This is a genomic window from Lysinibacillus xylanilyticus, from assembly GCF_001183605.1.
Lineage (GTDB): Bacteria > Bacillota > Bacilli > Bacillales_A > Planococcaceae > Lysinibacillus > Lysinibacillus xylanilyticus.
Genome location: NZ_LFXJ01000005.1, coordinates 627,802 through 642,327 on the forward strand (window position 1 = coordinate 627,802; position 14,526 = coordinate 642,327).

The following is a 14,526-nucleotide window of genomic DNA, read 5'->3' on the forward strand; positions in this document are numbered from 1 at the left end:
TGATAGCAGATAAATTGGAATGTGGAATAAAATTAAAATATCCTCTCAAATAGATATGTACATTTGAGGGGATATTTTAATTTTATTTATTAATTGTTCCTGTAAATGTTTTACGGCCAGAATTTAAGTTGTTAACGTCTATTTCTAATTTACTAATAGAATTAGGTGTTAATGAGATTTTCCCATCCTGCTCTAGTTTTTTCCACACTTTCACATTTTTTCGATATAGATGTTCAGAAAGGCGATAAATATCAATATCTTTCGCTAATGCTTCTTTATACGTTGTTCTAATTTCTTTCTTCACTTCATTTATAATTTTTTTTCTTATTTCATCTTCAGAAATATTCGTTTTAAAACCATTTAAAGTTGCATTTATTTTTACATAGACCTCAAATGTTACTTGATCATTTTTAACAAGTGGTTTGATAGCTACCTTTATTTTTTCCAATGTTGCCGTTAAATAATCTGTTTCGTTGTCATCTAACTTAAAGGTTACTTCACCTCTGTGCGTTCTATTATGCATCCACTGCATACCTCTTGCATCATCATTCTTAATAAAGTCTTTAAACCCATCTTTAGAAAGTACCCCAACCCCTGTTAGTGCGGTATCCTGACCTTGTAGCTCTTCCGTTTCCCAGTTTTTATTGATCGTTATATAAGGGATACCAATTTCGTGGTTTGGTTCATTTAAACCAATAACTAAATTTCGGAAATTAACGGGCTCGACGAATGTTTCTTGATCATCTGTATCTAAAGGAGTAATTAGCTTTGACGATGTAAGAGATTTATTTAAAAGTGGCGTTATAAGAAGGATATCTTTAATAGGATCTTGTGTACAATAGGTCCATATTTGGTACCTTGTTTCCCTAAACCGCAACACACTGTCTATGACAGAGAGGGCATTTTTATCTTTCATCGCTTCCTCGGAGAAAATTATAAATGTCATATGTCCCCAAAACAGTTTTTGGTCGATGGATCGATATAAGTTAAAAAGAGCTTCTTCCAACGTTTTTCCCTTAGATTGCCCAACCTCGGCCTGTACTGCTTGAGGATTAGGGTTTTCAGATTTTGCAACATTGGAGAAGTTAATTAATTGTAAGTATACTTCATACTGATCATCTTTATAATCAATACCAAGTCCGTCTACATAATACATTCTTTGAGCTTCAGTAACATCCCAACATCCTGATAGAAGTAGTGAAGTAGCTAAGCTTGATAGTAAAATAATTTTTTTTTTCATTGCTTCTTCCCGCTTTTAGAAGTACGAGTGTTATCTTGAGGTGCAAGTGCTTTATTACGTTCAGCGTAGCCTTTTGGTGATAAGCGGAAGATCGATTTTTTAATAGTTGTCCAATTTAAATCTGTTGCAAGATTCATGTAAGAGTAACCATAGATCCGGATATTACATAAGTAAAGAAGTGTAAAGTACAGTGAGATGAAAAATCCAAATAAACCAAAGAAAGCGCTGGCAAGAATGAACGTAACACGCAATATACTGATGGTTGTTACTAGAGATTGGTTCACAAGAGTAAATGATGCAATCGTAGAGATCGCAATAACCACAATCATTTCTGGACTTGTCACACCTGCACGAATGGCTGCATCACCAATAATTAAACCTCCAACAACACTTATCGTACCACCAATAACAGAAGGCAGACGTAAGCCAGCTTCTCGAAACAATTCAAACATTAGTAGCATTATTAGCATTTCAAGAGAGGAGGGGAGAGGTAGGCCTGTTTTTGCTTGGACGACTGTTGCTAAAAGCTGAAATGGTAATTGATTTTGATGATAGGTCGTCAGAGAGAGCCAAAATGCAGGCAATAGTAAACCGATTAAAATGCCAAGGATCCTCAAAAGTCGTTCTATAGAGCTGAAAACGATGGGATATTCGTTGTCTTCAGCTGATTTTAATAATAAAAATAAATTTACAGGTGTGATGACGCCATATGCTACACCATCGACGAAAATAAGAAAACGTCCACTAATCAGAGCCTGAATAGCATAATCAGGTCGACCTGTGTAATCGAATTTAGGGAAAAGCTTTGAGTTTTTGTTAATTCGCTCCATCAAGATATCCCCGCTAAAGACAATATCTGTATCTACAGCTGCCAGTTGCTTTTTAATTCCGTGTAAAATATCCATATCGACAATATCATCAAAATAAAGAATAGCCACGCTTGTTTTCGAACGTTTGCCTAACTCCACTTTTTCTACACAAAATGAATTCGTAGGTAAACGTTTGCGCAATAGTGCAATGTTGACACGGATGTCTTCAATAAAGTTATCCCTTGGTCCCTTAACGAGAACCTCCATCCTCGTTTCTTCAGGATTTCGATTAGGCTTTTTAGCAATACAACTAGCATACAAAAGTTCTTCCTCTTCAAAATAAAGCAGTAGGAAACCGGTATATACAAAGTTAATGGCTTGTTCTATATCGTTGACTTTTTCAAGCGTCGGAACATGAAGTTGATTTGTAATATTTTCTTCTAAGGATGTATCAGCTAAATTGTCATAAAGATATTGAACACGCCGAATAATGACTTCATTAAGCATTTGCTGGTCTATCATCGCATCACAGGTAATGAATTGAACCTTTTTTTGATTAAATGTATATTCCTGAAATTGAATATCTGCTGATTTTTGAAATAGTTTTTTTAAGGTGTTTAGGTCTATCGCCTTCTCCTGCTGAGGCATTATGATTCACCACTTTCCATTTCTTGTTTTTCAGATTGTCCTTTCTTAGAAGACTTACCTGAAAAGAACGCTACTATTACGAAAAAAATTGACAGAAGTAAAAAGAAAATAAAAGTAATTGTTAATATATAGTTCCCTTTCACCTTCAAAAATATGTTTTCATTTAAAATAATTAGCGGTAGACAAAGTATAAAGAAGGGTGGAGCTAGCATTCTCCATATTTGCTTTGGGTCCCCGGTCATTTTTAGTAGGTCCGCAATAACATATAATAAGAAGCTAACTCTTATAAATGTCCCAGTAAGCCATTGATAAATAGAGAAAAAGTCAAGATGCTCAATATAGCGACCGATCGATACTAAGCCCCATTCCTCGTATGCAGGATATCTTTGCTTTGCGGCTTCGGTTGGACCAAATTCTGCAATCGCTCCCATGAGTGGACCTAAAGTTAGCCCCATTAGAATAATGAGCATGATGCCAAAATGATACCAACGAAGGCGCTCTTTAAATTGATGCTGTAAAAATAAAAGTATTATTAATTCAATAAATCCTGATGCTGGGTAAATCATCCCTTTTATAACGGGTTGGAAACCATGCTCAAAAAATGGACGTAATAACTCGTATTCTTTTACCTGTAAATTTGTAAATGCTACAAAAAAACCAAAGACTACTACACCGAATAATACAAAGACATTTAAGATAACCATGGTTTGTAAGCTAGTTGTAACGAGTAAAACACACAGAATCGTATAAATGAGTAATAAAATTATAGACGGTGTTTCAGGTAAAAACGTTGTGCTTATCCATTGTAATGTTTCAACCATTGTAAAAGCAGCTAGAATGAGTAAATAAATAACTATAATATAGATGACAATTGTAGATCCTATTTTCCCGATTTTCGCTTCTAGCCAGTCTCTAATAGGTTCTTGATTCGTCTTTTTTTGTATATAAACTAAAAGAAATAGCCAGAAGAATATAATAACTGTAGCCATTATTACAGATGCCCAGCCATCTCTCCCTACAACGTCGAGTAGTGGGGGAATAATTGTCACGTGATTTTTTAAGCCAATAACAGTCATAGATAAGAAGACAACATGTAAAATACTAATCGATCCTAGACCTTTCATATGAAAACCCTCTAACGTTAATTGATACATTTTAGCTTAGACAAAAAGTGAGAGGATTATAAGCGTAATAAACTACTCTGAAAAGGAGAATTTTAATAAACGTATTGCCACATTGTCCAAGTTTTTTACAGAAAAAACAGCGAGGTATCTGACGATTAAATTGTCAAATACCTCTTATTTCGAAAATATATTTTTAAGGCAGTTTTTCTCCTACCATAAAGTAGTGAGATGGGAGAAAAACTGCCCGTAAAAAGCCCGATTGATGAAAACTAAAAATCCGTGGGAGAACCCCCCACGGATTAAAGTTTCACTACTTAATCGCAAATGATTAATGAATATAATTAGAGCTTACAAGATCATTTTTTAGGACATCGGTTGGGATTTCGAATTCCAGTACACCCATATAGCCAGGTGCAACTTCATATTTATCAAAGGAGATGACAAGTTTCCCTTTATCCGAAATATAGAATTGTTGTTCAGCGTTAATAGCTGTAAATCCATCAATAACCTCTTTATCAGGAAGACCTCCTCCTTTTACCCAGTATACTTTATCTGAGTCGGAAGCAGCTTGTTTGCGCATCTGTTCAATAATGTTTTCGCTGATAGTTTTCATATAACTATTGTCTTTAAATAGCATTGGTAGTGTAATTAAAATCTCATTTTGTTTATCAATTGTATCGTAGTGCATCGTTGTAGAAGATGATCCAACTGTATTGACAGTGTAACGACCAATCGACAAGATTTGGTCATTATCTGTTTTTACGTCGTAGCCACTATCTACGCCTAAATGGCCGCCACCGTTAGCCTTTAAATCACCAACTTCGGCAACAAAGTCATTATAAAGAGCTTTACCTTCAGAACGGTATTTCTCATTTAATGCATTTGCAAGATCTTTATTTTCTAGGTTTTCGATAGAAGGTACTTTAATGTCTGCATCATATGTCTCTTCTTTTACTTCATATTCAGTCCAAGTTAAGACTTTTACGACACTACCAACAACAGGAATATCTGAAAGTGTTCGTGCCATTGCAGGACTGACATTTAAACCAGCTGTAAAGAGCATTGCAGCCGCTGCAGATCCAAGTAACCATTGTGGTGCTCGTTTTTTTCTTTTCTTTTTACCTTGTTTTAATGCATTTTCAACCACAAAATCAAGCTCCTTTGGAATAGATACCTCATTATATTGTTTTTCTAATTCTTTTAATTTTTCATCCATGTGCTGTTTCTCCCTTCACATCTTCCAACTGTATTTTCAATAGTTTTAATGCTTTATAAAGACGTGATTTAGCAGTACTCAGCTTAATGTTAAGGATATTTGCAACATCAGCGAGTTTTAAATCTTCAAAGTAATGTAAAATGACAACTTCACGATACATTAAGGGTAAGTCATCTAACGCATGCTCTAAATCAACGTTTTCGTAGACATCCTCTTGTGCAGGTGTTAAAAATTGCAATGTATCATCGTCTGTCACTTGTAAGCGTTTATGCTTACGTAAAAAATCTATAGATGTACGTACGACTATTTTATAAAACCAGCTTTTCATATACTCGACATTTTCTAGTCGATCGAGAGAAAGCATTGCTTTTTGAATACTGTCTTGTACAACATCAAGTGCGTCCTGTTCATTTTTCGTATAGCTATACGCGAGCAAATAAAAACGCTCTTTCTGTTCGCGAATTAACTGGACAAATATCTCTTCATGTTGAAATGCATTTCTTGTTTTCATGTCCAAAGAAGCTCCTTTATTAACATTTTCAAATTGTATACAACTACTAGACGTGTGAAAGGTGGAAAAAAGTTGATTGCATAAAAAACTTATCTTATTTTGTTAACATAAAAGATAGATATTTAGTAATTTATCCTGCAGTAACTATCCGTAAAAAACCAACAGTGAAGACTAACAATCATTGGGAATGAAGATAACCACCGCAGATTAAAGTTTCACTTTACCGTCCATTTTATTTTGGCGAAAAATCATAGCAAATTATAAACCTTTTGCTAATACATAGAAAGGGGAAAGAGTGAATTGGCTGTAATTGGAAATGGCGTTGCGCATTTGATATTTGGAGTAGGAAGAAGAGCTTCTGAAATTATTGAAATCACTGTTGGAGAACGTTGGAATTTCCAAGAAAATGCTCAATCTATACAGAGGGGTAATGCGATTGGAACACAACGAATCGTTTTGACAGTATATTAATATAGTGTTATTATTTACCTAATATTGAGTAAATAAAGGTGAAATGATGAATAAAAGTTTGGATAATAATTATACTTTGTTAAATTTTTCTAAAACTGATAAAGTGATCTTGTGGCTTGGTTTCCCACTTCTCGGTTTAGTGCTTGGTTGGTTTCTTCCGAGTATTGCTAAATGGGCTAGTACTTTACCATGGATACCTTTCCAAGGGCCTTTAAATCTGATTGCATCTTATAATGGAGCATGGGTAAGTTTTATCACAATGGTTCTTGGATTGCTTGTGGGAATTATGGTGACATTATTTTCTTTTCATGAAAGCTTAGAAATGACTATTTACGATGAGGAAGTTATGTTAAAACTTAGAGATGATGAAACTATCTTAAAAAAAGAAGATATTTCACTTGTATTTATAGATGGTAATCAAATTGTATTATTAGGTAACGATGAGAAAGAGCTTTTTCGATATAAACAAGAGCTTAATAGAAATACAGTGGGTACTGCATTTTTAAAACATAATTATCTTTGGAGCGAAACAGCCCCTTTTAAAGAAGATTATAAAAAATGGGTAGTGGATTGTCCTGATTTATCACCTGCTGCAAATGCTCTTTTTAAGGCAAGAAAAGTAGCGATTGAAGATGGGAATGATGAAGAAGTATTTCAGTTGGCTAAAGAGCTTTGGAAGCTAAGAGTATCAGTAAAAGAAAAAGGTAAAAGTCAATATTATCGATAAACGACCACTGTGATTTTAAAGTAGTGTTACCTAAAACAACATATATACGAAACGGATAAAGCGGTGCAATTAATATAATTGCACCGCTTTATTTCGTTTTTAAAATATAAAGAATCATGAAAAATAGTCATATGTATTTTTCAAAAGTAATAGAATTGTCACAACGATAAATAAATTACGTACATACCCGCTACCACGTTTAATGGCAAATTTAGAACCAACAATAGCTCCTGCAATTTGCGCAAGTCCCATTGGTAAACCATAGGCATAATTTATTTGCCCTAAGTATATAAACATAATAAGGGCAGCGATATTACTTCCGAAATTCAAAAACTTGGCATTTCCTGCTGATTTTAAAAAGTCAAAGCCAACCATTAAAAAGGCAAATAGTAGAAACGAGCCTGTCCCTGGTCCTAAAAAGCCATCATAGAAGCCGATTAAAGTTATAATCACTACGAAAAGTGCGTAACGCTTTGGTGTCAATTTTTTATAGGTAGAAATGCTACCCCAGTCTTTTTTGAAAATAGTATAAATAGCCACAGCTGCTAGCATGACAAGCATAAGCGGCTTTAGAACGCTAGGGTCCATAAGATGGACAATCCATGCACCAATCATGGAGCCTATAAATACAAAAGGGAACAATTTATAGACCGCTTTAATATCCAACTTTCCAGAGCGATAAAACGTTATGGTGCTCGTAAATGACCCCATAGTGCCCGCTAACTTATTAGTTGCCACGGCTGCAGATGGTGGAAGACCCACAAACATAAGAGCGGGTAATGAAATAAGTCCGCCGCCTCCTACAACAGAATCAATAAATGCGGCTAGAAAGCCAAAAAAAATAAGAATGAGTAAAATATTTACATCTAAATCAAAGGGCAAGGTAGGTCATCTCTTTTCTATAATAATATTCTGATAATAGCGAAATGAAAAGTGACTGTAAATAGCTTAAATAATATTCCTCTATTAATTTCGATAATTAAGTCTTTTTGAATATTTTAAAATTCTATAAAAAAGCAAAAATATTCTACTTTATGTGTATATTTTAATGTATTATGTAGGTGATGATGTTTTTTACGTAAAGGGGACGTGATGACATTTGAGTTTAGGAAATCATGTAAGAGTATTTATTTGTGTTGTGTTTATGGGGCTACTTGTCGGATTTGTATATAATGCCAAAAAAGATATAACTGATAATGAGTATATCGATACAGTAAAAGAAGGGTATTTAGGAAATTTTTCAGAAGTATCTGTTCGTAATGCATTTAATTACGCATTTTTTGAACCATATTGGCGATATTATCAGGCAAAAACAGGTGAGCATGTTGTCGAATTATCAGGTGATATTACATTTGAAGGTGAGAGAGGCCATGCCATTTTACAGTTCGTAGTGGATGAACAAACAAAGAAATTTACTGCATATGCAATGAAGTTTAATGATGTCGTATTGAGCCCTGTACAAAACCGGTTGCTAATTGGCATAGTTTATGAAACATGGCATTCAAAGCGGCTCGCCTATGAGTAAGCTCTTTTGCTTTGTAAAAAGATCTTCCTATATTACAGTAGAAGGGAGTGTTTAGACAGAGAGGGTGTTTTCAATGAGATTAAGTATTTTAGATCAAATGCCTATACCAAAAGGTCATACCGCAGAGGAAGCCTTTCAGCGTACAGAACAAATAGCGCTCTTAGGTGAAGAACTTGGCTATCATCGTATGTGGTTAGCGGAGCACCATAATAGTCATTCACTGGCAAGTTCAGCTCCCGAAGTTACAGCTGCTTTCTTAGCGGCGAAAACAAAACGTCTTCGTATCGGTACTGGAGGCGTTATGATGATGCACTATTCTCCATATAAGCTGGCAGAGGTTTTTAAAACATTAAGTGGTTTGGCACCGAATCGTATAGATTTTGGCGTCGGCAGAGCCCCTGGTGGTGACCATGCCTCTATATATGCATTAGCAGAGGGTCGAAGACAACATTTTACAGAGCAATACGATAAGCTCGAAATAACTTTAAAACTGATGAATAATCAAAAAACAGGCGAGCATGTCTATGATCAAGTGATAGCGGCACCAGTTAATATCCAATTACCTGAGGCTTGGTTACTTGGGTCTAGCGGTCAAAGCGCTACGCAGGCAGGACGATTAGGTGTGGGTTATTCATATGCGCAGTTTTTCACTGGCAATATGTCAAAGGATATATTTGATACGTATAGAGATTACTTTAAACCTTCCTATTACATGGAGAAGCCTCAAATTATCGTTACCTATGCGGCGACAGTTGCAGATACGCTAGAGGAAGCGGTATATTTGGCAAAGCCGATTGATATTACACGTCTGCATCTCATGAAGGGACAAATCATCCAAGCGATGTCACCTGAGGAAGCAAAGGATTTTCCACTTACGGAGTTGGATAAAATGACAATCGCCAATAATCGAAAAGCCAATCTTGTCGGAACTCCTAAGGAAATCGCTAAATTTTTAGTAGCAGAGCAAGAGCATTATGGATTTGACGAAGTGATGCTAAACTGCAATCAATATGCACTAGAAAGTCGCATGAATACTTATAAGCTAATTGCAAAGGAATTAATATGAACTACACAGCATTAGCGGCAGAGTACTTGCGTAAAACCTACAAAACAACAAGAGTAGCTTCGAATTTGCTAGCGAAAGAACTCTATGAATCTTATAAAAGGAAGTACAGCAAATAATTAAGACAATATAATGCGATGGTAGAAGAAAATAACAAAAGAGAAGCTATGTTCCGCACGTGGACATAGCTTCTTTGATTTAATTCATTTGCTTTCGAACGCTTTGTTACTTTTGTCATTTTGAAAATGATTTTAAAGGAGTCTAACAGCGCGTCCTGCCTCAGAGTTTACATTATATTATTTCATTCACAAATCTTATTTCGAAAACACTTTCGTTAGTTTAGGAATCTTTATCGTCTGTGAATATTATAAGTGCCCCAATTACCACTACTGAAATGAATACTACCGATGTAAATTTAAGAATGAGAATATCAAAGATAAAACCAATTACAATGATGGGTAATCCAATCATGCCTATCATTGATGTAAATTTAGTATAACGGATAACTGCGTTAGATAACTCTGGCTCTTCTTTGTACATCCACCTTTTTCCGAACAATAAACTTTCTTCAGGACAAAAATAAGTCCAAATTATCGAACCATATAAGGGGATCATCAAAATAATAAATAAAATATTTTCAGCCATCATATCCCACCTTAAACTTTTCCATTATTTTACCATTGTTTCATCGATTTTTCTTGTATATAAGCCTACTCAGTTACTTAAAAAACATTAATCTTTTGGAATGCCTATTTCATCGTATCTCACTTTAAATAGTATCTCAGCCAACGACGAATGGCAGGTTAGGTTCAGTCGAAAAAGCGCTGATATTTTGGAACATCAAGGGGACATCTAGTCAAAGCCACGAAAAATAGTAGCAAAATATGAACACGAATTGTAATTAAGAGTGTAGGTTTTTATAGAAAATTATGATTTAAAATACATTTTTGATGTTGTAAAGAGGTTTAGTAGGTTGCTCATGCTATAATGATAGTAATAAAAAAGGGGTGACACCTGATGAATCAAAAAGCAATACGAAGAATTCCGTTAGATAAGTTTTTTTGATTTGAAGGTTGATTTTGCCTTCAAGCAATTGTTCGGAAACGATAAGAATAAAAAAATTACCATTGTTTTTTTGAATGCGGTATTAAAGCTTACCGGACGAGAAACTATTAAAGAAGTAACATTTATTCAGCAAGAATTGGGCGGTGAATATAAAGACGATAAACTATCTCGGCTCGATATTCTTGTGAAAACACAAAATGGTGACTTTATCAATGTAGAAATTCAACTATCCAATCAGCAAGATATGACAAAGAGAACGCTATATTATTGGGCAAAAATGTATGAATCCCAACTAGTTAGAGGTATGGGATACAGTGAATTACGCCCAACCATTACGATCAATATATGCAATTTTACAATGTTTAAAGATAACAAAGATTTTCATAGTACTTTTCATATGTATGAAGACAAAACATTATCAAGGCTAATGCAAGAAGATGTGCTGGAAATCCATTTTATCGAGATGAACAAGTTTATTACTCTCTGGCATGAAGAAAAATTGGACGCGCTTGATGATATCTTAATTCGATGGTTGTTATTACTTGGTATGGTCGATGGTCGCAAAAAGAAAGTATATGCAGAGATATATCGTGAATTGGAGGAGTTAGCAATGAAAGATGAAAACTTACGTGCAGCATTTGATACATGGGAAGAAATTAGTCAATCCCCTGAAACAATTCTTGCATACCAGTCCCGCTTAAAGTATATCCTAGATGAAGAAGCTCGCTATATTGATGGAATCAATAAGGGGAGAGAGCAAGGGTTAGAACAAGGGTTAGAACAAGGGCTAGAACAAGGGCGTAAACAAGCACAAATAGAGTTAGTGAAAAAATTACTAAAACGGCATGAACCGATTGAAGATATAATGGATTTATTAGATATATCGAGAGAGGAAATTGAAAGAATAAAAAGTTCAAACTCGTGAATAAGTACTAAAATCATTAAAAGAGAGTTAGCAAGTTTAAATGACTCCTACTGATCGAATGGTGAAAGTATTAGCCGTAGAAAATGATCTCACATACTAACGTAGTAAAGGTATAGATAATTTTTCTATCTATCACTTTTTAATAAAATTGAAGCTACCTGATGCTCGGATATTTAGTAGTATTTTTTGTTAAGGCGAAAATTTCATAAATCCTAGAAAAAATGTCCAATGCATACATTTGCATTGGACATTTTTTCTTTTACACTCTAGCAGAGCCACTAACAAACTTTGTATCTTTATAATACATATTTTGAACAAGAACGTTAGGACCTAAGCATTTTACTGCTGGACAGTGACAGTTTAGTGATTTGGCTAAATCTGTTGCCATCCATTTATCAAAAATTGCTGGTAACTCGTCGTTCACAATATTCCCAAGAGCAGGTGTATCGCCAAAGTCTGTCACAATGACATCACCTGTAAAGATATTAATATTTAAGCGAGAACGACCATCTGGATCATTACGCATCGTCACGTTTTTTTCTTCTCTTAGTCGTTTTAAGAGCTTTTGATCTTCTTCATTCGTGCTACATGGATAGAAAGGTAACGTACCAAATAGCATCCAAGTGTTTTTATCACGAACATCAAGTAGATGATGAATAGCCTCACGAGTTTCTTCAAGTGATAAAGACGTAAGGGCGCTTGCAAAATCTGAAGGGTACATCGGATGCACCTCATGGCGTGCACAGTTCATTTCGTTGATGATTTGATTATGGATATGCTCTAAATATGGTAGAGTTTTTTTGTTTAACATTGTTTCCGCTGATACCATTACACCGTGCTCTGCAAGCATTTTTGAGTTATCAATCATGCGTTGAAATAAAGCTGCACGTTGTTCATAAGTTGGTTTTCGCTCCATCATAGCAAAGCCTGTTTCAACGAATTCATCGATAGTACCCCAGTTATGTGAAATATGTAGCACATCTAAGTACGGTGCAATTAGTAAATAACGTTCGGGCTCTAATGTTAGATTGGAGTTGATTTGTGTCCGCACGCCACGTTCATGCGCATATTTCAATAAAGGCAATACATAGTTTTGAACGGATTTCTTAGACATCATCGGCTCTCCACCAGTAATCGAGATTGTTTTAAGGTGTGGAATATCGTCCAGACGTTTTATGATTAGCTCGATTGGTAATGCATCTGGATCTTTAGTTTGTAATGTATAGCCAACAGCGCAGTGTGCACAGCGCATATTACAAAGAGTTGTTGTAGTAAACTCAATATTAGATAGGGTCATATGCCCATGTTGTTCAACATCTAAATACGCTTCCCATGGATCAAAGGCAGGCGTAATTTTTTGAAGGGTTGTCATAATTGGTACATCTTCCTTTCTAGCATTCTATTGTCTCATATTCGCAGTTATTTTCAAATACGAAATTATCGAAAGGGCTATTTTTAGGCAAGATGATCATTTTTATTACTCAATGAAGGAAATATTATTAACAGCCTTAGTGTGTAAGATATTTTCTAATATTCTGTAAAAAAGAGTGGTAGGTAGATTTACTGTTAATTTTCTCAGAAAACGTTATGATAGAAGGAGCAAATTGGTAATACAGCACCAAGAAAGTAGGAAAAGACATGACTAAGTATGAAACATTATTGTTTGACGTTGATGACACATTATTAGATTTTGACTTAGCTGAAGATGCAGCACTTGACCGTTTATTTAAACAGGAAAATATTGCAGCAACTCCAACGATGATTGCACGTTATAAAGAGATTAATGAATCTATGTGGCGTGCTTTTGAACGTGGTGAGGTGTCTAAAGATGAATTACATAACACTAGATTTTCGATTGCTTTAAAGGAATTTGGCTTAGATGTTGATGGGGAGTACTTTGAAGCGATTTTTCAAAAGTATTTGAAAGAGGCACATCATTATGTTGACGGTGCTTATGAAGTAATCGAACAGCTTGCCGATCACTACGAGTTATATGTCGTTTCAAATGGTAAAACAATTACACAAAATAAACGACTAGAGGATGCAAATTTAGCACATTTTTTCAATGAGATATTTATCTCAGAGCAAACAGGCTATCAAAAACCTATGCCAGCTTTTTTCGATTATGTTTTTGAACGTATCGATAATATCAATAAGGATAAAACTCTGATTATTGGTGATTCCTTAACATCTGATGTTAAAGGCGGACTACAAGCTGGAATTGATACATGCTGGTTTAACATACGTAATATTGAAAATGCAAGTGATATTCAACCACATTTTGAAATTAAAAAGCTTCATGATTTACACTTATTGTTAGATAACAAAGTAACAATTTTGTAAGCACATGTTTAACTACACTTCAACTGTTCATTAGCCCGAACAATTGAAGTGTAGTTTTTTGATAGAACTTCTGAAGCGGCGCGAACGTCAGAGAAAGTTACAACCTTGTGCTTATGTATAAAAATCTATAGAACGGGCAAAACCTTTTATGAGACTAGTTTCCATGGAAGGGGAAAATGCGATGAATACTGTTTTAACTGTAAAAAAACGCGATAAAGGGCGTCAATCATCATTAACTCATCTTAGACAGAGCGGTGCAATTCCGGGCGTTGTATATGGCTATCAAATGGAATCAACAGCGGTATCACTGGATGCCAGACAATTTGCAAAAATGTTAGCTCAATTCGGCAATAAAAATGTCTTTCAATTAGATGTAGACGGTAAACGGATTAACGCAGTACTAACAGAAGTACAACGCTGTGCGTTAAGGGGCAATGTTAAGCATGTAGATTTCAAGTCCATTAATATGGCAGAGGCACTAGAGGTTGATATTCCAGTAACTGTTACCGGTAAAGCTATTGGAGTTGCAGATGGTGGATTTCTATTACAGCCTAATCGCGAAGTTCGAATAAAAGTAAATCCAACAGAAATCCCAGAAACAATAGAGGTTGACGTTACTGATGTAGCCATCGGAACATCGCTTTATGTAGGGGATATTCGTCAAAAGTATTCCTTTGAAATTTTACAGGAAGATGACTATACATTAGTGACGATCACACCACCTGCTGCAGAAAATGTGCAAGAAGATACAGTGGATGGGACCCCAGAAGTAATCGAGGCTACTGGGAAAAATCCATCTGATTCAGAAAAATAGAAAAAGGGAGCCATCTTACACTCGGTAAGTGGCTCCTTGCTGTTT

Annotated in this window: 15 protein-coding genes; 7 read left to right on the forward strand and 8 right to left on the reverse strand. The window is 35.2% G+C overall.

The window, feature by feature from the left end; genetic code table 11:
• Positions 1-82: 82 nt before the first annotated feature.
• The 5 genes from ACZ11_RS06020 to ACZ11_RS06040 form a co-directional block, all read right to left on the reverse strand.
• A complete protein-coding gene (locus ACZ11_RS06020; RefSeq protein ID WP_049664491.1) occupies positions 83-1,240 on the reverse strand; it encodes a Ger(x)C family spore germination protein in 1,158 nt (385 codons plus the stop codon).
• Positions 1,237-2,697: a spore germination protein gene (locus ACZ11_RS06025; RefSeq protein ID WP_049664492.1), complete on the reverse strand. Its 1,461-nt coding sequence runs from the start codon at positions 2,695-2,697 to the stop codon at positions 1,237-1,239. The genes ACZ11_RS06020 and ACZ11_RS06025 overlap by 4 nt, the downstream gene beginning before the upstream one ends.
• Positions 2,697-3,821: an endospore germination permease gene (locus tag ACZ11_RS06030; protein WP_049664493.1), complete on the reverse strand. Its 1,125-nt coding sequence runs from the start codon at positions 3,819-3,821 to the stop codon at positions 2,697-2,699. The genes ACZ11_RS06025 and ACZ11_RS06030 overlap by 1 nt, the downstream gene beginning before the upstream one ends.
• 328 nt (positions 3,822-4,149) lie before the next feature.
• Positions 4,150-5,037 carry a DUF3298 and DUF4163 domain-containing protein gene (locus ACZ11_RS06035; protein WP_049664495.1) on the reverse strand — a complete coding sequence of 296 codons (888 nt, stop codon included), beginning with the start codon at positions 5,035-5,037 and terminating at the stop codon, positions 4,150-4,152.
• A complete protein-coding gene (locus ACZ11_RS06040) occupies positions 5,030-5,548 on the reverse strand; it encodes a sigma-70 family RNA polymerase sigma factor (RefSeq protein ID WP_049664496.1) in 519 nt (172 codons plus the stop codon). Before ACZ11_RS06040 ends, ACZ11_RS06035 begins: the two co-directional genes overlap by 8 nt.
• 300 nt (positions 5,549-5,848) lie before the next feature.
• Here ACZ11_RS06040 and ACZ11_RS26205 point away from each other — a divergent pair, with 300 nt between their 5' ends.
• On the forward strand, positions 5,849-6,019 hold the full coding sequence (locus tag ACZ11_RS26205) for a hypothetical protein (RefSeq protein ID WP_161804441.1): 171 nt from the start codon (positions 5,849-5,851) through the stop codon (positions 6,017-6,019).
• A gap of 43 nt (positions 6,020-6,062) precedes the next feature.
• Positions 6,063-6,746, forward strand: a complete 684-nt coding sequence (locus tag ACZ11_RS06045; RefSeq protein ID WP_236690790.1) for a YqeB family protein — start codon at positions 6,063-6,065, stop codon at positions 6,744-6,746.
• A gap of 114 nt (positions 6,747-6,860) precedes the next feature.
• Here ACZ11_RS06045 and ACZ11_RS06050 read toward each other — a convergent pair whose 3' ends face one another.
• Complete coding sequence (locus tag ACZ11_RS06050; RefSeq protein ID WP_049664499.1) at positions 6,861-7,628, reverse strand: TSUP family transporter; 768 nt, start codon at positions 7,626-7,628, stop codon at positions 6,861-6,863.
• Between the two features lie 217 nt (positions 7,629-7,845).
• Between ACZ11_RS06050 and ACZ11_RS06055 the strand changes: the two genes are divergently transcribed.
• Together ACZ11_RS06055 and ACZ11_RS06060 are read left to right on the forward strand one after the other, a co-directional pair.
• A complete protein-coding gene (locus tag ACZ11_RS06055) occupies positions 7,846-8,271 on the forward strand; it encodes a hypothetical protein (RefSeq protein ID WP_049664500.1) in 426 nt (141 codons plus the stop codon).
• Positions 8,272-8,344: 73 nt separating this feature from the next.
• Positions 8,345-9,337, forward strand: a complete 993-nt coding sequence (locus tag ACZ11_RS06060; RefSeq protein ID WP_049664502.1) for an LLM class flavin-dependent oxidoreductase — start codon at positions 8,345-8,347, stop codon at positions 9,335-9,337.
• Positions 9,338-9,673: 336 nt separating this feature from the next.
• Here the strand turns inward: ACZ11_RS06060 and ACZ11_RS26890 are convergent, their stop codons facing one another.
• Positions 9,674-9,979, reverse strand: coding sequence for a hypothetical protein (locus ACZ11_RS26890; RefSeq protein WP_236690791.1), 306 nt, complete (start codon positions 9,977-9,979; stop codon positions 9,674-9,676).
• A 421-nt stretch (positions 9,980-10,400) separates the two neighbouring features.
• On the opposite strand from ACZ11_RS26890, the gene ACZ11_RS06070 reads away from it, so the two are divergent.
• Positions 10,401-11,324, forward strand: coding sequence for an Rpn family recombination-promoting nuclease/putative transposase (locus ACZ11_RS06070; RefSeq protein WP_049664503.1), 924 nt, complete (start codon positions 10,401-10,403; stop codon positions 11,322-11,324).
• A gap of 259 nt (positions 11,325-11,583) precedes the next feature.
• Here the strand turns inward: ACZ11_RS06070 and yfkAB are convergent, their stop codons facing one another.
• On the reverse strand, positions 11,584-12,696 hold the full coding sequence (yfkAB, locus tag ACZ11_RS06075) for a radical SAM/CxCxxxxC motif protein YfkAB (RefSeq protein WP_049664505.1): 1,113 nt from the start codon (positions 12,694-12,696) through the stop codon (positions 11,584-11,586).
• A gap of 266 nt (positions 12,697-12,962) precedes the next feature.
• Between yfkAB and ACZ11_RS06080 the strand changes: the two genes are divergently transcribed.
• Positions 12,963-13,667 carry a YjjG family noncanonical pyrimidine nucleotidase gene (locus ACZ11_RS06080; protein WP_049664506.1) on the forward strand — a complete coding sequence of 235 codons (705 nt, stop codon included), beginning with the start codon at positions 12,963-12,965 and terminating at the stop codon, positions 13,665-13,667.
• A gap of 181 nt (positions 13,668-13,848) precedes the next feature.
• The gene (locus ACZ11_RS06085) at positions 13,849-14,481 is read left to right on the forward strand and encodes a 50S ribosomal protein L25/general stress protein Ctc (protein WP_049667084.1); all 633 of its coding nucleotides are present in this window, start codon (positions 13,849-13,851) and stop codon (positions 14,479-14,481) included.
• Positions 14,482-14,526: the final 45 nt, after the last annotated feature.